This is a genomic window from Bacillus sp. VA15 (assembly GCF_055721145.1).
On the sequence record NZ_JBVQPQ010000001.1, the window covers coordinates 817079 to 836143 of the forward strand.

Annotated in this window: 26 protein-coding genes; 20 read left to right on the forward strand and 6 right to left on the reverse strand. The window is 43.8% G+C overall.

The window, feature by feature from the left end; all coding sequences use genetic code 11:
* The first annotated feature begins 25 nt into the window (after positions 1 to 25).
* The 13 genes from AC0DBE_RS04500 (at position 26) to AC0DBE_RS04560 (ending at position 10090) form a co-directional block, all read left to right on the forward strand.
* Positions 26 to 1306 carry a glycosyltransferase family 2 protein gene (locus AC0DBE_RS04500; protein ID WP_087986967.1) on the forward strand — a complete coding sequence of 427 codons (1281 nt, stop codon included), beginning with the start codon at positions 26 to 28 and terminating at the stop codon, positions 1304 to 1306.
* 28 nt (positions 1307 to 1334) lie between these two features.
* Positions 1335 to 2114 carry a spore maturation N-acetyltransferase CgeE gene (gene cgeE, locus AC0DBE_RS04505; RefSeq protein WP_087986968.1) on the forward strand — a complete coding sequence of 260 codons (780 nt, stop codon included), beginning with the start codon at positions 1335 to 1337 and terminating at the stop codon, positions 2112 to 2114.
* 43 nt (positions 2115 to 2157) lie between these two features.
* Complete coding sequence (locus tag AC0DBE_RS04510) at positions 2158 to 2307, forward strand: YjcZ family sporulation protein (RefSeq protein WP_371864098.1); 150 nt, start codon at positions 2158 to 2160, stop codon at positions 2305 to 2307.
* Entirely contained in the window at positions 2282 to 2455 is a 174-nt protein-coding gene (locus AC0DBE_RS04515; protein WP_152024366.1) for a hypothetical protein, read from the forward strand. The genes AC0DBE_RS04510 and AC0DBE_RS04515 overlap by 26 nt, the downstream gene beginning before the upstream one ends.
* Complete coding sequence (locus AC0DBE_RS04520) at positions 2436 to 3770, forward strand: aspartate aminotransferase family protein (protein WP_461718903.1); 1335 nt, start codon at positions 2436 to 2438, stop codon at positions 3768 to 3770. Before AC0DBE_RS04515 ends, AC0DBE_RS04520 begins: the two co-directional genes overlap by 20 nt.
* Positions 3771 to 3776: 6 nt before the next feature.
* The gene (locus AC0DBE_RS04525; protein WP_014114121.1) at positions 3777 to 4466 is read left to right on the forward strand and encodes a CoA transferase subunit A; all 690 of its coding nucleotides are present in this window, start codon (positions 3777 to 3779) and stop codon (positions 4464 to 4466) included.
* Positions 4451 to 5104, forward strand: a complete 654-nt coding sequence (locus AC0DBE_RS04530) for a 3-oxoacid CoA-transferase subunit B (protein ID WP_014114120.1) — start codon at positions 4451 to 4453, stop codon at positions 5102 to 5104. The genes AC0DBE_RS04525 and AC0DBE_RS04530 overlap by 16 nt, the downstream gene beginning before the upstream one ends.
* An 8-nt stretch (positions 5105 to 5112) precedes the next feature.
* On the forward strand, positions 5113 to 6423 hold the full coding sequence (locus AC0DBE_RS04535) for a peptidase (RefSeq protein WP_114150443.1): 1311 nt from the start codon (positions 5113 to 5115) through the stop codon (positions 6421 to 6423).
* The gene (gene ablB / locus AC0DBE_RS04540; protein WP_326229783.1) at positions 6401 to 7228 is read left to right on the forward strand and encodes a putative beta-lysine N-acetyltransferase; all 828 of its coding nucleotides are present in this window, start codon (positions 6401 to 6403) and stop codon (positions 7226 to 7228) included. Before AC0DBE_RS04535 ends, ablB begins: the two co-directional genes overlap by 23 nt.
* 29 nt (positions 7229 to 7257) lie before the next feature.
* Positions 7258 to 8673 carry a lysine 2,3-aminomutase gene (gene kamA, locus AC0DBE_RS04545; RefSeq protein ID WP_472961214.1) on the forward strand — a complete coding sequence of 472 codons (1416 nt, stop codon included), beginning with the start codon at positions 7258 to 7260 and terminating at the stop codon, positions 8671 to 8673.
* Positions 8670 to 8948, forward strand: a complete 279-nt coding sequence (locus AC0DBE_RS04550; RefSeq protein WP_014114116.1) for a YokU family protein — start codon at positions 8670 to 8672, stop codon at positions 8946 to 8948. The genes kamA and AC0DBE_RS04550 overlap by 4 nt, the downstream gene beginning before the upstream one ends.
* A gap of 86 nt (positions 8949 to 9034) precedes the next feature.
* Entirely contained in the window at positions 9035 to 9259 is a 225-nt protein-coding gene (locus AC0DBE_RS04555) for a YozE family protein (protein ID WP_014114115.1), read from the forward strand.
* Between the two features lie 150 nt (positions 9260 to 9409).
* A complete protein-coding gene (locus AC0DBE_RS04560; RefSeq protein WP_014114114.1) occupies positions 9410 to 10090 on the forward strand; it encodes a hypothetical protein in 681 nt (226 codons plus the stop codon).
* Here the strand turns inward: AC0DBE_RS04560 and AC0DBE_RS04565 are convergent.
* Positions 10087 to 10230, reverse strand: coding sequence for a hypothetical protein (locus AC0DBE_RS04565; protein WP_268393499.1), 144 nt, complete (start codon positions 10228 to 10230; stop codon positions 10087 to 10089). The genes AC0DBE_RS04560 and AC0DBE_RS04565 overlap by 4 nt on opposite strands.
* A gap of 121 nt (positions 10231 to 10351) precedes the next feature.
* Between AC0DBE_RS04565 and AC0DBE_RS04570 the strand changes: the two genes are divergently transcribed.
* From AC0DBE_RS04570 to yodL, 3 genes are all read left to right on the forward strand, one after another.
* Positions 10352 to 10528, forward strand: a complete 177-nt coding sequence (locus AC0DBE_RS04570; protein WP_003241581.1) for a YozD family protein — start codon at positions 10352 to 10354, stop codon at positions 10526 to 10528.
* Between the two features lie 79 nt (positions 10529 to 10607).
* Positions 10608 to 11219 (forward strand): phosphatase PAP2 family protein, encoded by a 612-nt coding sequence (locus tag AC0DBE_RS04575; protein WP_472961217.1) that lies wholly within the window; start codon positions 10608 to 10610, stop codon positions 11217 to 11219.
* Between the two features lie 60 nt (positions 11220 to 11279).
* On the forward strand, positions 11280 to 11594 hold the full coding sequence (yodL, locus tag AC0DBE_RS04580) for a shape determination protein YodL (RefSeq protein WP_003218144.1): 315 nt from the start codon (positions 11280 to 11282) through the stop codon (positions 11592 to 11594).
* Positions 11595 to 11632: 38 nt separating this feature from the next.
* On the opposite strand, the gene AC0DBE_RS04585 is transcribed toward yodL, so the two are convergent.
* Positions 11633 to 11758: a hypothetical protein gene (locus AC0DBE_RS04585; protein ID WP_003218142.1), complete on the reverse strand. Its 126-nt coding sequence runs from the start codon at positions 11756 to 11758 to the stop codon at positions 11633 to 11635.
* Positions 11759 to 11960: 202 nt separating this feature from the next.
* Here AC0DBE_RS04585 and deoD point away from each other — a divergent pair, with 202 nt between their 5' ends.
* On the forward strand, positions 11961 to 12662 hold the full coding sequence (gene deoD, locus AC0DBE_RS04590) for a purine-nucleoside phosphorylase (protein ID WP_003241589.1): 702 nt from the start codon (positions 11961 to 11963) through the stop codon (positions 12660 to 12662).
* An 82-nt stretch (positions 12663 to 12744) separates the two neighbouring features.
* Entirely contained in the window at positions 12745 to 13566 is an 822-nt protein-coding gene (ldcB, locus tag AC0DBE_RS04595; RefSeq protein ID WP_072183147.1) for an LD-carboxypeptidase LdcB, read from the forward strand.
* An 82-nt stretch (positions 13567 to 13648) separates the two neighbouring features.
* Here ldcB and AC0DBE_RS04600 read toward each other — a convergent pair whose 3' ends face one another.
* Positions 13649 to 13900: a KOW domain-containing RNA-binding protein gene (locus AC0DBE_RS04600; RefSeq protein ID WP_014114110.1), complete on the reverse strand. Its 252-nt coding sequence runs from the start codon at positions 13898 to 13900 to the stop codon at positions 13649 to 13651.
* Positions 13901 to 13987: 87 nt separating this feature from the next.
* Entirely contained in the window at positions 13988 to 14689 is a 702-nt protein-coding gene (locus tag AC0DBE_RS04605) for a class I SAM-dependent methyltransferase (RefSeq protein ID WP_472961221.1), read from the reverse strand.
* A 152-nt stretch (positions 14690 to 14841) separates the two neighbouring features.
* Here AC0DBE_RS04605 and ctpA point away from each other — a divergent pair, with 152 nt between their 5' ends.
* A complete protein-coding gene (gene ctpA, locus AC0DBE_RS04610) occupies positions 14842 to 16242 on the forward strand; it encodes a carboxy-terminal processing protease CtpA (RefSeq protein ID WP_072566437.1) in 1401 nt (466 codons plus the stop codon).
* Between the two features lie 33 nt (positions 16243 to 16275).
* Here the strand turns inward: ctpA and AC0DBE_RS04615 are convergent, their stop codons facing one another.
* The gene (locus AC0DBE_RS04615) at positions 16276 to 17766 is read right to left on the reverse strand and encodes a sodium:solute symporter family protein (RefSeq protein WP_003220083.1); all 1491 of its coding nucleotides are present in this window, start codon (positions 17764 to 17766) and stop codon (positions 16276 to 16278) included.
* Complete coding sequence (locus tag AC0DBE_RS04620; protein ID WP_014114107.1) at positions 17766 to 17966, reverse strand: DUF3311 domain-containing protein; 201 nt, start codon at positions 17964 to 17966, stop codon at positions 17766 to 17768. The genes AC0DBE_RS04615 and AC0DBE_RS04620 overlap by 1 nt, the downstream gene beginning before the upstream one ends.
* A gap of 183 nt (positions 17967 to 18149) precedes the next feature.
* Here AC0DBE_RS04620 and AC0DBE_RS04625 point away from each other — a divergent pair, with 183 nt between their 5' ends.
* Positions 18150 to 19061 (forward strand): ring-cleaving dioxygenase, encoded by a 912-nt coding sequence (locus tag AC0DBE_RS04625; protein WP_114150448.1) that lies wholly within the window; start codon positions 18150 to 18152, stop codon positions 19059 to 19061.
* Positions 19062 to 19065: the final 4 nt, after the last annotated feature.

The following is a 19065-nucleotide window of genomic DNA, read 5'->3' on the forward strand; positions in this document are numbered from 1 at the left end:
GTTTGACGATAGGGGGGTTGTATAGATGGGAGAGAAAGTGTCTATTATTTTAACAAGTTACAACAAACCTGATTATCTGCAAAAAGCGATTGAAAGTGTCATGAAGCAAACGCATGATCTCTGGGAGCTTTTTATCATGGATGATCATTCTAATGAAGAAACAACTGCGGTGATTCACAAGTACCTTCATGACCAACGCATTCGTTATGAAAATAGTTTCATACATCCTGCAGAACGATTAAAAACAACCCGTTATGCCACATTAATTAACGCAGCGCTCCCATTTGCTGACGGCGATTACATTTCCTATCTCACCGATGACACTGTTTATCATCCTGAGCGGCTGAGCCGTATGGTGCAGACGTTTTTAGATAAGCCTGAAGCACAGGCTGTCTATTCAAAACAAAAAGTTGTACATGTAAACGAACGGGGAGAGGAAATCTCGCATTTCTATAGAAATGCCAATGCAGTGCTAGATCAGGCCGCTTTTCAAGTCGATCATTGCTCAGTTATGCATCGCCGTTCGTTACTTGATCGTATTCAACATAAATATGGAAGCTATTGGGATGATGATATGCAGCATTGGAATCATGGTGACTCAATTTTTTGGGCAAGGATCAACAACTTTGCCCCATTTCTGCCGATAAATGAAGTATTAGATACAACCTATAAAACCCCCGATTCATTTCAAAATGCATATCGGTTTCTGCCCGCCGATTTGATTGACGGCTCTTTTGTAAAAGGATCAGATCAAAATGTGTATTTTCTTGATCAGGGTGTAAGACATCCTGTCGGGGAAAGGTGGAGTTCTTTGTATCTAAATCGGACTGTGGCTGTTCCAGACCCGTATTTATTCCAATATAGGATTGAAAAAATTTTAAACATTCCGAATTACATTTTAGTAAAGGAAGCTGACCATCCTGCAATATTTTATATCGAAGCCGGAAAAAAAAGACGGATTGTGGATCAGTATGCTTTTCAATTTTATCAATTTAAAAGAAAAGACATCCTGACAATTGAAAAAGAAGAACTGAAGGCGCTGCCGGAAGGGCTGCCGATTACGCGGGAACGATCTGGATGGATCGAAAATCCGCCTGGGCGAAGGCTGTTTTTTATAGATCGCGAGCCGTTTTTGTTTCTAAACGGCGTCTTTCATCCGATTAGTGAACAAGTAACAAGGAAGTTCTTTTTACATCAGAAGCCAATATCCGCTTCTTTCCGAAATATTCAGCAATTTCCAATTGGAAAGCCGTTTTATCCGGTGTACGATGAGATTATAAAGAAATTGAATATTGCAACTGAATAAAGGTATAGGTCATAAAAAGGAGACGTACATGACAGGACATTATTCAAAAACGGAACATCAATATATATTGTTAACGTCTGAATCGGCATCGTTTGATCATTACAGTGTTTACAGAGATCCGAAGCTTCCGCAAATTTTTTCTCATAACTTTGTTCAGCTCCATGATACGTTTCCGTTGGAACGGTTACTGGACTTTTTGCCCTCCGTACCAAAGCTGCTTGAAGCGAATTATCTCCATTTAAAAGCGTCGCCGCAGCATGTTTTTCCGCTCGGTTTGAAGCAATCACTTGTCAAAAGCGGGTTTGTCGTCGAGGATGAGCTGTTATATGACATGAAGCTTAGTGACTGGAAGGGGCAGATGGGACATCCGTTAACGGCATGGGGAACGGCAAAAAGCCTTAGCGATGGCTCTTCTATCATGAAAATTTATGATTCCATTTATATTGGAGAAGCGATCGCTGAACAAAAATTAAAAAGAAAATATCGTTTTTACGAATCGGGTACGATCATCCTTGTTGTTTGTTACAGCGACCAGGCACAGAAGATTCCTATTGGGTGCGGGGAGCTGTTCATTCATCCGCAAGAGAAAACGGCTAAAATTGAAGAAGTGGCAATTTTGGATCAGTTTCAAAGGAGGGGCTATGGCAGTATCTTAGTCAAAGAAATGCTGTCCATCGCCAAATCATTAGGAATGGAAGCAGCCTATTTAGTGGCTACAAGCACTGACGGCGCAACCCATTTTTACGAAAAGCTGACATTTAAAAAATATGAGCGGGTGCATACTGTTTTTCATTATTTCCTTACGTGAAATAGGCGTTTGCACAAACCATTTGGGACTTGGCCCGCATAAAATGCCGTATATCGTGATAAGAAAGGATGAAAACAACATGTATGGATACTCTGGATACGGTTACGGATTTGGTTGCGGGACCAATACGTTTGTATTGATTGTTGTCTTGTTCATTTTATTAATTATTGTCGGAGCCGCTTTCATTTGCTAAATGTAGAAATTCAAAGGAGCCTTTCCGTTCAGGAAGGCTCTTTTTGTGTGAAAAAGTTTTTGCGAGGAACGTCATGCCCCAATTTGGACACTCATACAATATATCAAAAGGGTTTTTGAGGTGGGAGCATGAGCAGTTATTTGATTAAGCCGGAGCTTAGTTCGGCCTATCCGGTGGTTAGCTATGCAAAGGGTTCATATGTTTATGATCAGACCGGAAAAAGATATCTTGACGGCTCATCAGGTGCAGTGACATGCAATATCGGACACGGGGTTCGTGATGTGACTGAGAAGCTGAAAGACCAGCTTGATCAAGTGTCTTTTGCTTACCGCTCACAGTTTACGAGCGAGCCTGCCGAGCAATTAGCCGCTCTCTTGGCGCAGGAGCTTCCGGGAAATGTGAATTGGTCTTTTTTTGTCAACAGCGGATCAGAAGCGATAGAAACAGCTATGAAAATCGCCATTCAGTACTGGCAGGAAAAAAAGCAAACACAAAAATCCATCTTTTTGTCTCGGTGGAGCAGTTACCACGGAATAACTTTGGGAGCGCTTTCATTATCTGGTTTCTATGAAAGGAGATATCGATTCACCCATCTCGTTGAGCGATATCCCGCTATTTCAGCTCCTCATGTTTATCGGCGGAATCATGCGACGGAAGAAAACTTTGTTCAGACTGCCGCTGATGAACTGGAAACTGCGATCAAAAGAATCGGAAGCCAATTTATCGCCGGCTTTGTGGCTGAGCCTATTATTGGTGCCGCAGGAGCAGCGATTACTCCGCCTCCGGGATATTATGAGAGATTAAGTGAGGTATGCCGCACACACGAAGTGCTCTTTATTGCAGATGAAGTGATGACAGGGCTTGGAAGAACAGGAAGGATGCTCGCGACAGAGCATTGGCACACCGTTCCTGATATTGCTGTACTGGGAAAGGGTCTCGGTGCCGGGTATGCGCCTATTGCCGCTGCCGTTGTATCTGATTCTATTATTGAAACGATAAAACAAGGCTCCGGTGTGATTATGAGCGGCCACACATATAGTGCACATCCCTATTCAGCCAAAGCCGCTCTTGAAGTTTTGCGATATGTATTAAAGCACGACTTGATCAAGCAATCAGAGAAAAAGGGGGCTGTACTGAAAAAGAAGCTTGTTGAGGCAGCATCTCAAAGCGAGATCATTGGTGATGTGCGCGGAAAAGGACTGCTATTAGGCGTTGAATTTGTAGCAGACAAGAATACGAAGAACGTTTTCCCTCAAGAGCAGGCGGTTACCCAGCGCATTGTAGGCGAGGCGAAAAAACGCGGGCTGATTGTCTATCCTGCCAAAGCGGGAATAGACAGCGGGGAAGGAGATGCTATCATTATTGCTCCTCCTTTTACCATTTCAGACGGTGAAGTTGAAGAGCTGATATCTATTTTTTCAGAAACAGTTGGAGCGGTCGAAAAAATACTGAAAAAGGATTGAAATCAAATGGCGCCATTTCAAAAAACAATCAGCATCGAAACAGCAATTGCAGATGTTCAGGACGGATCGGTCCTGATGTTTGGCGGTTTTGGGGGAGTCGGCTCGCCTCCTTCATTGATTGAAGCTATATTGGACAGCGGTGTAACGGATTTAACCGTCATTTGCAATGATGCCGGGTTCCCGGAAATAGGGGTCGGCCCGCTTATTGTCAATCAACGAGTCAAAACTCTGATCGCATCGCATATCGGTTCCAATCCTGTAGCCGGAAAACAGATGACAGACGGGACGTTAGAGGTTCAATTTTCACCGCAGGGAACGCTTGCGGAACGGATTCGCGCCGGCGGATCGGGACTCGGCGGCATTTTAACCGACGTCGGTATTGATAATCAAATGGTTTGTGAAGAAAAGGACATCGTGTCTGTGGCTGGAAAGCGATATTTGGTTGAAGAGGCGCTGACGGCTGATTTTGCTTTCATCAATGCGCACATTGCCGATGAATTCGGCAATTTAACGTATGACAAAACAGCGCGCAATATGAATCCGCTTATGGCAATGGCTGCCAGGAGAACCTTTGCCGAAGCTGAGCGGATCGTCCCGATGGGAGAGATTTCTGAAGAAATGATTGTCACACCGGGGGTTTTTGTCGAGGGGGTTGTGAGTAGCGAAGGAGTGAAGTGGAAATGGGCTTGGGAGTAGCAGAGAGAGAACAGATCGCAAAACGGGCCGCCTCTGAAATCAAGCCGGGCATGATTGTGAATCTCGGTATCGGCATCCCATCCTTGGTGCCGAACTTTTTGCCGCCTGACATGCAGGTCATGCTGCAGGCGGAAAACGGTGTGCTCGGCATTGGTGAAAGCCCTGAAAAGGGTGAAGAGGATGAACATTTGTGCAACGCCGCGGGGTATCCTGTCCGCGCTGTAAAAGGGGCGTCTTATTTTGATACAACGATGTCTTTTGCGATGATCAGAAGAGGCAAAATTGACATTACGATTTTAGGCGCCCTACAGGTGAGTCAGTCAGGCGATTTGGCAAATTGGCTTGTCCCGGGAAAAAAGGTGCCGGGCATGGGCGGTGCGATGGAACTGGCCCAAAAAGCGAAAAAAGTGGTTGTCGTCATGAGTCATACAGATCAAAAGGGAAGGCCTAAATTAACGGAAACATGCACGCTTCCATTAACCGCAGCAGGCTGTGTAGATATGATCATTACTGAAAAAGCCGTTCTTGAGGTCAATGGACGTCATTTTATTTTAAAAGAGCTGATGAATGGCTCGACTATCGACGAGGTGACGAGGCTGACTGAAGCTGAAATCAAAATAGATATGCCTTTTTCTTAAAAGGGGGAATGAGGATGCAAGACATTGAGAGAAAAGTAATCGGGTGGCTTGATCAGCATTCGGCCAAAGCCATTCGTCTTCTCAAAAGACTGGTTGGAGAAAAAAGCACTTTGGGCGCAGAATTTAACGCCCAAGCTGTTGTGCTTGAAAAGCTGCGGCAATTTCATATGGACATTGACGTGTGGGAGCCAAGCCTAAAGCAATTAAAACAGCATCCCTACTTTAAATCAGACCGCTCCGATTTTCATGAGAGCCCGAACATCGTTGCAAAAAAAACGGGAGCGGGCGGGGGCAGGTCGCTGATTTTAAACGGTCATATCGATGTTGTGCCTGAAGGAAGCGTAAAGGATTGGAAGTATGAACCGTTTCAAGCTGTAGAAGAAAACGGTAAAATATACGGCCGCGGCTCAACGGATATGAAGGGAGGCAATACAGCCCTTCTTTTTGCTTTAGAAGCCCTGCACGCCTGCGATGTTAAATTAAAGGGAGATGTATTGTTTCAAAGTGTTGTAGATGAAGAGTGCGGCGGCGCGGGAACACTGTCTGCCATCATGAGAGGGTATCGTGCGGACGGTGCGCTGATTCCGGAACCGACGAATATGAAACTTTTTATAAAGCAGCAGGGGTCGATGTGGTTTCGAATCACAGTGAAGGGGCTAGCGGCACATGGAGGCACACGCTATGAGGGAGTAAGCGCAATTGAAAAAAGCGTGCACGTGATCACAGCGATACAAGAGCTGGAGAAAGTGCGCAATGCCAGAATTTCGGATCCGCTGTATGACAATGTCCCAATACCGGTACCAGTGAATATCGGCACCATCTCAGGGGGAGCATGGCCTTCGTCAGTTGCAGACCGTGTCGTCATAGAAGGGAGATGCGGAATTGCTCCCCATGAAAAACCAGAAGCAGTAAAACTTGAATTGGAAAACTGGCTGAAGGATTTAGAATACCGTGACGAATGGTTTAAACGCCATCCTGTAACAGTAGAATGGTTCGGCGCTCAATGGCTGCCGAATGATTTACCTGATGACCACCCTTTAATTTCAGTGCTGCAATCAGCCTATGAAAAAACGAAACAGACAGAGCCAATCATCGAAGCTTCGCCATGGGGAACGGACGGAGGGCTTTTATACCATGCAGGAGATACGCCAGTGATTGTCTTCGGTCCTGGGGAAACAAAAACGGCTCATCAGGCAAATGAATACATTGAGATTGAAGCCATGATAGAATCTGCTAAAATTATTGCACTTTTTGTTATGGATTGGTGCGGGCTTCATACAGACGAGGAGGATGCGGATGCTCAAGTCCATAAAGAGTAACGGTGTTACAGCAGTTCTGGACCATGACGGCTTTAATAAACGAATCAGAGTGGTCCGTTATGACGGAGCCATTGAGAAGGCTCTGCCTGATATCGTGGCAGCGGCAAAAGAAGAGGATGTGGAAAAAATCATCGTCTATACGAAACAGCATGATGAGGCCGTGCTTGCCCAACAATTGTTTGTGCCGGAGGGTTTTCTTAAGGGCTATTATCTCGGCCACCCGGCTTGTGTCATGGTCCGTTACCTCACAGAAAACCGGAGACGAACACATTCTTATATAGAGGAACAGGAAATGATCGAAGCTTTATATCGCATAGCACCTCGCCTCCGCAGTGATAATACACCCGCCTTTACGATGAGAAAAGCGGAAACAAACGACATGTACCAGCTATCGATGCTGTATAAAAAAGTATTTCGCACGTACCCGACCCCGGTATTTGACCCTGCTTATATTGAAAAGACGATGAATACAAATACGATGTATTATGTCATGCTTGACCATGACCGCCTGATCAGCGCAGCAAGCGCAGAAATCAACCCAGAGCTCGGGCATGCAGAAATAACCGACTGCGCTGTGCTTCCGGAATATCGAGGCCATTCGCTGACAAGCTTTTTAATCGAGGCATTAGAAAAAGAAATGGCTGAAGAGAATATCTTTCATGTATTTTCTCTCGCCCGCGCTGCGTCTTTTGGGATGAATGCTGTGTTGTACCATTCCGGTTATCAGTACGGAGGAAGGCTGATCAATAATTGCTATATAGCGGAAGGTCTTGAAAACATGAATATTTGGTGCAAGCACCTGTAAGTCAAAATGATGCACGAGGAGGAATTCATTTGGAAAGCAAATGGTATAAACCGAAACGGCATTGGAAGGAGATAGAGTTATGGAAGGACGTTCCGGAAGAGAAATGGAACGATTGGCTTTGGCAGCTTACACATACGGTAAGAACGTTAGATGATTTGAAAAAAGTCATCAATTTGACCGAGGATGAAGAGGAAGGCGTCAGAATCTCAACCAAAACGATCCCCTTAAATATTACACCTTACTATGCTTCTTTAATGGACCCCGATAACCCGAGATGCCCGATCCGCATGCAGTCTGTACCGCTTTCTGAAGAGATGCACAAAACAAAATACGATCTGGAAGACCCCCTCCATGAGGATGAAGATTCACCGGTACCCGGTTTGACACACCGCTATCCCGACCGTGTGCTGTTTCTTGTCACCAATCAATGTTCCATGTACTGCCGCTACTGCACAAGAAGGCGTTTTTCCGGACAAATCGGAATGGGAGTCCCTAAAAAACAGCTTGATGCTGCAATTGCTTATATCCGGGAAACACCCGAAATCCGCGATTGTTTAATTTCAGGCGGTGACGGACTGCTAATCAATGACCAAATTTTAGAATACATTTTAAAAGAGCTGCGCAGCATTCCGCATCTGGAAGTAATCAGAATCGGAACAAGGGCGCCGGTCGTCTTTCCGCAGCGCATCACCGATCAGCTATGCGAGATTTTGAAAAAATATCATCCGGTCTGGCTGAACACCCATTTCAACACTAGCATCGAAATGACAGAGGAATCCGTTGAGGCCTGTGAAAAACTGGTGAACGCAGGAGTGCCGGTCGGAAATCAGGCCGTCGTGTTAGCCGGTATTAATGATTCCGTTCCCATCATGAAAAAGCTCATGCACGACTTGGTAAAAATCAGAGTCCGTCCGTATTATATTTATCAATGTGATCTGTCAGAGGGCATCGGGCATTTCAGAGCTCCTGTTTCCAAAGGTTTGGAGATTATTGAAGGGCTGCGAGGCCATACCTCAGGCTATGCAGTTCCTACCTTTGTCGTTGACGCACCAGGCGGCGGGGGGAAAATCGCCCTGCAGCCAAACTATGTACTGTCGCAAAGCCCTGACAAAGTCATCTTAAGAAATTTTGAAGGTGTGATTACGTCATATCCGGAACCGGAGAATTATATCCCTAACCAGGCCGACGCCTATTTTGAGTCCGTTTTCCCTGAAATCGCTGACAAAAAGGAGCCGATCGGGCTCAGTGCTATTTTTGCTGACAAAGAGGTATCATTTACACCGGAAAATGTAGCCAGAATCAAAAGGAGAGAGGCTTACACATCGAATCCGGAGCATGAAACATTAAAAGACCGGCGTGAGAAAAGAGACCAGCTAAAAGAAAAGAAATTTTTGGCGCAGCAGAAAAAACAGAAAGAGGCTGAAATGGGAGGCGATTCTTCTTGAAAGCATGCGAATGGTGCGGCGAGCTTGAAGCGGTATCTGGCAGGAACACGGTGTACTGGGAGCTCCCTGACGGAACAAGAGCTATAGAACTGACAGACACCCCCGCCATGGTGTGTGCTTCCTGCGGAATGACCTATCAAGAGGAAGCCACGATTAAGGAGATTGAGGATCAGCTGCTTTTGATTCAAACAAAAAAACTGCCTGAAAGCCTGACGTATCAGCAGCTCATGGAGACAGAAAGGATTCTGAAACGCAACTATTTTGACTTCTCCTGAATGATGTTTCGTTATTCTTTTGTTGTAATTTTACACTTGAACTGTATAATAGAACAACAAAAGACAGACACCAGGAGGGGAAACCCATGAAATCCTTTTATCATTACTTATTGAAATATAGACACCCGAAGCCGAAGGACGACATCAGTGAATTTGCCAATCAGGCGTATGAGGATCACAGCTTCCCGAAAACCTCAACCGATTATCATGAAATCAGTTCATATTTGGAGCTGAACGCTGATTATCTTCACACGATGGCGACGTTTGATGAAGCTTGGGATCAATACGAGGCTGAAGTGCACGGCAGATAATAGCTGTTTCATCCGCAGATTACTGCGGATTTTTTTATGTCCTCACCCATACCATAATTGGATATTTCCTTTGGTTTTCATGCCCATGCGAATTGGCGTCACCCGGCATACGATAGCGTATGAGAAATGTTGCGGCGAGGGGGAGACACCATGAAGCAAAATAAACCGAAATTCCAAGTAGGGGATATCGTAGTCGTCATTATGTATGGAACAGTCGGCACCATCACAAAAGTACACCAAATTGATAAACACTATCTTTATGAAGTGAATCATAATGAAGTCTTATACTTTGAATCGTCCATTCAGCTTTATAAAGATTATGAGGGTGTCATTGTCGACATGGAAAAGCTTGATATAGAGTATGAATTCCTTATTGGGGACGTCGTTTATGTAAAAGATTATGGAAAAGAACTCTTTCGCATTATCGGCCACAGAACAGAAATTTGGAGATATTTAGAAGATGGCTGGGAAGATATCATTTATGAGCTGACCCGTTTAAAGGATGGAGAGTGGCTTGAAACGGAGGAAGAGGATCTCACACTGGTGCTGAGAAAATATGAAATGGACCAGTTTGTCCACCAGCTTTTGTTTGTCCACTATGTCGGAGAAACTGGCCATGAGATCGGCGAAGATATCGCATCGTCTGCTCTTCTTCAGTTTGAAGGCGATGATGAAGATCAAGATACCCTTCACATCCTTGCTGTATCAATTGTTGATGAACTTCTGGATATTTATAATGATTACAAAATTCTGTACGAAATGTTTCGAGATGAAGAATATAAAGATATGATGATGTTTGTTCTGGAAAGTTTAAAAGAGCATTTCAGTTAGTTTGTGAACATACGGAACAAGACATATAAAAAATAAGGAAGACAGCCCCAAATCATCACATGCGTCATTCCTTTGAGCGTTTTTTCCATTATGATATCAAATCTTTCTCCGTCCAGTGCTTCCATCATTTTAGCAATCATTGTGTCAGCCTCCCATGGCTAGTTTTTTTATTCAATGTATATGACTGAAAGAATTGTTTAGAACACCGGGTATAATTCAGCCTGTTTTTTCATAAAACATAAAAAAGGAGGCGGTACGGAGATGAAAGAAATAGATCTTGTGATTGATACGGAAGAAATCGCTGAATTTTTTTACAGAGAGCTTGCAAGACGGGGCTACATACCGAGTGAGGATGAGCTGTTTGAAATCGCTGATATTACCTTTGATTATTTGATAGAAAAATGTATGATAGATGAAGAGCTGGATGAAGATGATTGAGGTTTAAAACCGGAGCGATCAGCTCCGGTTTTATTATTCGTGATCTATGACTTCTGTGAAAATCGAGGTGGTTAAATTGTTGTACAAGCCCGTTAGTCTGTTTCTTTTCTTTCTTTTTCTAGCTGTGGCCATTCATACAAATGCTGTTCAATCAGCGGATGAAGCGATAAGCAAGGCAGCTGTTTTGATCCGTCAGCCATGGCTTAATGATGTCATGACAGGGATAACACAGCTTGGTGCTTCTTCTATTCTGCTCCCTCTTATCGTGATCATTGGAGCGGGTCTGTTTTTTTACAGAAAAACATGGGACGGCCTTTTCATGCTCTTGGTATTCGGTGCGGATCGGCTGTTAAACAAAGTCTTAAAAGAATGGATCGAACGAGTGAGGCCTGATTTTGCACCACTGGTTCATGAATCATCCTTCAGCTTTCCGAGCGGCCATTCCATGAATGCTGCCTGTGTCTATCCTGTCATTGCCTACTTTTTAGTGAAACACCTCCCATTTTTGTCCAAACATAAAAAAATAGTATATACCATAGCCGGTTTAATTACAGTTTTGGTCGGCATAAGCAGAGTCTATCTTGGGGTTCATTTTGCAACCGACGTGTTAGGAGGCTTTAGTCTTGGTTTGCTGCTGTTTTTCCTAGTAAAAGGTTTTGACGAAAAGATGGAGCGGTTTCGACAAAAATAGAGAGAGGAAAACGTGACAAAAACGCCAATATGTTAAAGAAATAAAAGGGAGGGGATCTTGATGATGTTATCCGTGTTTAAAAAGAAGTCTTGTTCCTATGACGTGACAATATTTCAGACACCCCGGTTTGGCGAAAAAAAGGGCTACAGAGCCGTCTATCGAACTGAACTCAACGGGAGCGATCATCAAGACGTACTGAAAAGAGCATTCTCTTTATTTAATGTATTTGACACCGTTCCAAGTGATTATGATGCGAGATTTATGGCCACAGGGGACGTGATTTTGATTGATGAAGGCAGAAAAGGGAAAACATATTACAAGCTGCTTCCTGCCGGATGGAGGAAAATTAATCGTCTAATTGTACAAACGACATAATGAAAAGAAAACTGCGGATTTCCGCAGTTTTCTGCAGTTTAAGGCTTGCGTTTGGCCGCGGAATACTCTTTCCCGTGCGCCTCTTCAGCTGCAATTACATCTTTTGCGGGTATATGATTGTTCTTTTTTTGGCCGGTGATCCGGTTGCGCTGTTTTTTACCCATGTCTCATCCCTCCTTCCTGCGGTTAGGTTTTCAAATAAACACCTCGATTATCCCGTTTTTCTCAGGAAGTGCCCAAACGGCCTTGGAACATTTCTTTTTTCGCCAGATTCCTTTATAATCAATGCTGAAGTTTGTCACACCATGACATTCGTTGTAAAATGAACGGACTGGATGATAATTTAGATTTACAGGAGGATATGAGATGAGTGTACATATAGGTGCTGAAAAAGGACAGATTGCGGACACAGTGCTTTTGCCGGGAGATCCTCTCAGAGCAAAATTTATTGCTGAAACGTATCTTGAAAATGTAGAATGCTACAATGAAGTCAGAGGCATGTATGGATTTACGGGTACATATAAAGGCAAAAAAATCTCCGTGCAAGGCACGGGAATGGGCGTTCCGTCTATTTCAATTTATGTGAATGAATTAATTCAAAGCTATGACGTGCAAAATCTAATAAGAGTAGGTTCTTGCGGCGCTATCCGTAAAGATGTCAAAGTGCGAGACGTCATTTTGGCGATGACCTCCTCAACTGATTCACAAATGAACAGAGTCGCTTTCGGAAGCATTGATTTTGCGCCTTGCGCAGATTTCGAGCTTTTAAAAAATGCCTATGATGCTGCAAAAGATAAAGGCGTCCCGGTGACGGTAGGAAGCGTATTTACAGCTGACCAGTTCTACAACGACGATTCGCAAATCGAAAAGCTTGCAAAATACGGTGTGCTGGGCGTTGAAATGGAAACAACTGCATTGTATACATTAGCAGCGAAGCACGGAAGAAAAGCGCTGTCAATCCTCACTGTTAGTGATCACGTATTAACAGGAGAAGAAACAACAGCGGAAGAGCGTCAAACTACTTTTCATGATATGATAGAAGTGGCTTTGCATTCCGTATCACAATAAAATAAATCAAGAGGCGTGCTGGGTGCCGGCAGCCTCTTCTTTGTGAATGCGGAAACGATTGATAAAAGGAAGGTAATGTAATATGAAAAAGTCCGGTAAATGGTTCTCACTGGCTGCCGCTCTGAGTGTAACGGCAATAGTCGGAGCCGGCTGCAGCATGTCGAATGGAGATGCTCAAAAGGATACGAAAACCACAGCAGAAACAAAGCAAACAGAACAAAAAACAACTGACAGCAAAAAAACAAACACTCAAGACAGTGAGTTTTCATTGGAAAGCAAATATTTCAATGATACTAAAAAAGTAGACGGTCTGGAAACCATTCAAAATCCAGAAAATATACTCGCGCTTGTCAATAAACAATACGCACTGCCCGGAAACTATGAACCTAGCGATCTAGTCATACCTGATGTAGAGTTTTCTTTTGAAGAAAAGATTCAAAAACGTTACATCAGAAAGGAAGCGGCCGACGCATTAAAAACGATGTTCGATGCTGCGAAAAAGGAAGGCTATGAACTGGCAGCTGTCTCGGGGTACCGTTCGTACGATAGACAGAAAGTCATTTTTGACAATGAAGTAAGCCTAAAAGGGGAAAAGAAGGCAAAGGAAGCGGTCGCTTACCCGGGTGAAAGCGAGCACCAAACAGGCCTTGCGATGGACATTTCGAGCCGGAGCAATGGCTTTGAGCTAAATGAAGCGTTCGGAAGCACGGCCGACGGAAAATGGGTACAGGACAATGCTTATAAATATGGCTTTATCATTCGCTATCCGAAAAATAAAGAGGATATCACGAAATATGAATATGAGCCATGGCACCTGCGTTATGTAGGCAAAAAGGCCGCAAAGGTCATGCAAGATAATGATTTAACGCTCGAAGAATACTTTGAAAAAGTGAAGAAAATCTAAAAGAGAAAGCCCGCTTACAATTGATAAGCGGGCTTCATTGTGTCTGGTGAATCTAGCAATTGATCAGATATTTATTCTACGCTTACCAGAAGAATAAACCAGCCAGAGCCACTCCTGCAATTAAACCGAGGGAAATACCGTAAGCTGCTCCATATCCCCAATAACCGCCCCAATATCCGTAACCGAAGCCTCTTGGCCCTGCGCCGGTCGGAGCTATATAAACTTTGTCTCTTGTGACACGGGTAATTCTGCCGACGTGAACTCTTCCGCCTCTCTCTGTAATTCTGACGACTTTACCTTGATGGTTTCGGCAAAGATGGTAATATCTCTCCAATATTGTTTCCCTCCTAAACTGACTTTCTATCAGCATATGATAGATAGGGAAAAAAGGTTGGACGAAAACAGGGGGCGATACGCCGTTTTACTTATACGCGATAAAGATACAATGACCCATATACTCACTATATATCTGCATGAGTTCATAATGTGTTTGAAGCGTATCGTAATAAATAGGAGCAATCGTTTGCGATAAATCCATTTCTGTCGTTGGCTCAAATTCCATGTCATCCGGAAGTAGTGTTATCGCTTTAGTACTTTGAAAGCCATAAGACTTCAGGGTTTTATGCCACTCGGTTTCTTCATGTAAACAAGTAAAGCCGTAGAAATCCATCATTTGCTGTTTTTTTGCGGGGGGCATCGGTTTTTTTAAAGCTGCTTCTATACCAATCAGCATCCCGCCGGGCTTCAATACTCTTGAAATTTCTTGAAGTGAGGATGTCAGATGGGAAAAACTGAGGACCGATTCTGACAGGACGCAGGAAAAGGACTCAGAAGAAAACGGGAGGTGTTCCAGCTCCGCCTGATATGCAGGGATGGCAAGCCCTTCATTTGCAAATCTTTTTTTTGCTTTCTCAAGCATGATAGGGTCTTTATCAACGACTGTTACAGGATACAGCAAATGTCCTAAATAAGCCGCAGTTTGGCCTGTTCCGCATCCGGCATCAAGAATCGGCTGATTCGGGGAGGGCGTAGCCTTTTGCAAGACCGCTTTTGAAAAAGCGAGCCCACCTGGATGTGCTCCTGCGACACCGAATAAGGACAGCATTTCTAAATATCGGCTCAATATCAAATCCTCCTTTTTCTTTATCATATGTCGTATAGAGACATAGGTTTATGAAAAGCGAAAGAAGGGCGTTTCTCTTTCATTTCTGCTCCGAGTTGACGAATCAGTATTCGTCCATGATAATATTGTAAGAAGAAAAAGGTGGTGTTTAATTGAAACGGCAATTAAAACTGTTTTTTATTGTGCTGATCACTGCGGTTGTCGCTTCGGCGCTTACTTTATTTATTACGGGCAATTCCAGCATCCTAGGCCAAACATCAGCAAGCATGGGAGACAGCAAGTTCGACAAATTAAATAAAGCGTATGAGCAAATCAAAAGTGATTATTACCAAAAAACAGATGATGACAAATTAGTAGACGGAGCAATTAAAGGAATGATTCAGTCTCTGGATGATCCGTATTCCACATATATGGATCAAGAGGCAGCAAAATCATTCGACGAGACGATTTCTGCATCCTTTGAAGGAATCGGAGCCCAAGTAGAGGAGAAAGACGGAGAAATCCTTATTGTGTCGCCAATTAAAGGTTCACCTGCTGAAAAAGCCGGAATCAAACCGAAGGACCAAATCCTAAAGGTGAACGGAAAAAGCGTTAAAGGCATGAATGTAAATGAAGCCGTCGCTTTAATCCGAGGCAAAAAGGGCACAAAAGTGAAGCTTGAGCTGAACAGAGCGGGAGTTGGAAATATCGATCTTTCCATTAAGCGCGATACCATTCCTGTAGAAACCGTCTATTCCGAGATGAAAGACAACAACATCGGCGAAATCCAAATCACTTCTTTCTCTGAAACAACTGCTAAAGAGCTGACAGATGCGATTGACAGTTTAGAGAAAAAAGGCGCCAAAGGCTATATTTTAGACTTGAGGGGCAACCCGGGCGGCTTAATGGACCAGGCGATTACGATGAGCAACCTGTTTATTGATAAAGGGAAAAACATCATGCAGGTTGAATACAAAAACGGTTCAAAAGAAGTCATGAAGGCCGAAAAAGATCGAAAAGTGACCAAGCCGACTGTTGTTTTAGTAAATGACGGCACAGCCAGCGCCGCGGAAATTATGGCCGCTGCCCTTCATGAATCGTCAGGCATACCGTTAATCGGCGAAACGACATTTGGCAAAGGCACGGTTCAAACAGCAAAAGAATATGATGATGGCTCTACCGTCAAACTGACAGTCGCCAAATGGCTGACTGCCGACGGTGAATGGATTCACAAAAAAGGCATCAAGCCTCAAGTGAAAGCAGAGCTGCCTGATTACGCGAAGCTGCCGTATTTGGACGCGGATAAAACGTACAAATCAGGTGATTCAGGCACAAACGTCAAAGTAGCTCAGAAAATGTTCAAAGCACTTGGCTACAAGGTAAAGGTTAACAGTACGTATGACCAGGATTTTGTATCTGTGGTTAAACAGTTCCAGAAAAAAGAGAAGCTGAAAGAAACAGGTGTACTGACTGGTGATACAACAACGAAATTAATGACAGAACTTCAAAAGAAGCTCGCAAATAATGATACGCAAATGGAGAAGGCAATTGAAACACTGAAAAAAGAAATGTAAAAAAACCATACGCGGCTACCGCGTATGGTTTTTTTATGCACCCTTTTGATTCGGGTCAGCGTCTTGTTTTTTACCAAATAAACCTTCAATGACAGGATTGGATCCTGCCTTCTTGACGAACAGCGGATTCAGAATAACCACAGCGATGATGTTGGCGGCCAATCCCCAGAACCCTTCATAAATGCCATGTGCGGATTGAGTGGTATACACAATAAACGTTACTGCAAGGCCGACTAATAATCCGATAACCGTCGCTTCTTTCGTTTGATGCTTCCAGAATAGGCTGACAGCAATTGCCGGGAAGATTTGCACCATGCCGGATACACCTAATAGCTGAAGTGTCACTAAGGCAGTCGGGAACAGCATTCCAAACAGAAGCGCAAGGCCGATGACAACAAACACCATTGAACGTGTGATAAGGGTCAGCTTGCTTTGAGACACATTCGGATGAATCAAATCGCGGTACAAGTTATTGGCGAACAAATTTGATGCCCCGATTGCCATGATGGAACAAGGAATCAAAGAAGCAAGAGCGATCGTGGCATATGCAAAACCTTGTGCCACGCCGCCGTATGATGTTTGAATCAAATGCAGCAGCGCCAGTCTTGGGTTTGTATCTTCCGGCAGGACAAGAAAGGCGATAAAGCCAAGAAAAATGACCAAAATTAACACAATGTTATAAAGCGGCAAAAACATGCTGTTTTTTCTTACTGCATCGGCGCTTTTCGCTGTGAAAACTCCTGTAGCGGCATGTGCCCACATAAAAAGCGCCAGGGCGGAAACAATAGATGCTGTGATAAACCAAGGAATGCCTTTTGGCCCTTCTGCCGGTATCGTCAGCATTTGCGGCGCTTCCTTCACTAACGTGTCAATCATTGGTGTCCAGCCGTTAAAATGAATGAGAGGGAGGGACACCACCATAAACAGCATAATAACCCATACTAAAATGTCTTTAATGATGGCTGTAAAGGTAGGCCCTTTAATCCCGCTGAAAAACGTGTAAAGAGCAACAAGAATAAATGAGATGATGACAACGAATTTTACGTTAATATACCCGGTGCCGGCAACTTGGAGCGTATCTTGAATGCCGCTCAGCTGAAGGCATATGTACGGAATAAGCATGAGCACACCGACGATGGCAACAAGGCTTGCTAAAAGCTTACTGTCAAAACGTTCCCGTGCGTAATCTGCGAGTGTTGTTAATTTGTGAATTTTCGCAACTTTCCAAAGTTTCGGCAGGAAGAAGTAGGCGATAAAGTAGGCCAAGACAGAATAAGGAATGGCGAAAAATGCAACACTTCCGCCTGTAAAAGCAGTACTGGTTAACCCTAAGAAAGTATAGGCCGTATAGAGGTCGGCGCCTACTAAAAACCAGACGAGAAGACCGCCGAAGCGTCTGCCGCCGACAGACCATTCTTCCACCGAAGTGCGTGAGGATTTGTCTCTTCCGGCGAGAAACCCGATACAGACAACGGTTAAAACGATAATAGCTGTAATGAGAAGTGCAGTCAGATTCCCTTGCATTATTCAAGTCCTCCATCTTTTTTTTGCATCTGGTAAATGCCAAACGAGCATAACGGCGTAATGATAATCCACAGCAGCAGCCAAAAGTGGAAAAACGGAAGGCCGAAAATAATCGGTTCAATTCGATTCACAAGCGGCAATAGCGCAAGCTGAACGAATGGCAAAAGAATGAGAATAACAATAAGTGCTTTTTTAACCATTTACTTTCCTCCTGAATCATGATAATGCTCACTATAATAGCAGTTGTAAGAAAAGATCACAAGATAATTATTAGAAAAAAATGATTTTTTCAATTATTTAATCAAAACACATGGTTTGCATCCTCTTTAATAAAGGTTTAAAATAATAAATATCTTGAAATCGAGATAAATAGGAGTGGGAAAATGAAAACAGAAGGATTGCACCATGTCACAGCATTTGCCAGAGATCCGCAAGAAAACTTGCGATTTTATACAGAAGTGCTCGGGCTGCGGCTTGTTAAAAAAACAGTAAACTTTGATGATCCCGGAACGTATCATTTTTACTTCGGGAATCAAAATGGAGATCCCGGTACAATTATGACCTTTTTTCCGTTCCAAGGAAGCGGACAGGGAACGGTAGGCAAAGGCCAAGCGGGCCGGGTGTACTTTTCAGTTCCTAAGGGCTCCCTGACTTTTTGGAAGGAACGTCTTGAGAAAAACGGGTTGAACTTAGAGGAGAAAACGTTATTCGGTGAAAAGGGTCTTATTTTTGATGATACGGAAGACCTTCCGCTAGCGATTATGGAGGATGCGAAAAGCGGGAAAAGCGAGTGGACGCCTGACGGCATTTCACAATATGAAGCGATTACGGGAATGAAAGGCGTGCTGCTGTATTCCTATGACCCGCAGGCGACCATTCAATTGTTAACGGAAAGCTTTGGATACACCAAAGCGGCGGAAGAAGGCCAGATTGTCAGATTGACATCCTCAGCGACCATTGGTGGCGTCATTGACGTGCATCTACACCCTGAAAAAAGAGGGGTAGGAGGTTATGGCACGGTACACCATGTAGCGTTTCGGACAACAAAAGAGGAACAGGCTAATTGGCTGCCGATTATTGCGGAAAACCATCTTCCTTCGTCAGAAATCCTTGACAGAGAATACTTTACATCCATTTATTTCAGGGAAAAAGGCGGTATCTTATTTGAAATCGCCACAGATGAACCTGGCTTTATGACAGATGAAACGTTTGATGAGCTGGGAACCTCATTAAAACTGCCTGAATGGCTGGAGAAACATAGACAACAAATTACAGACATTTTGCCTGAACTTTAGAAAG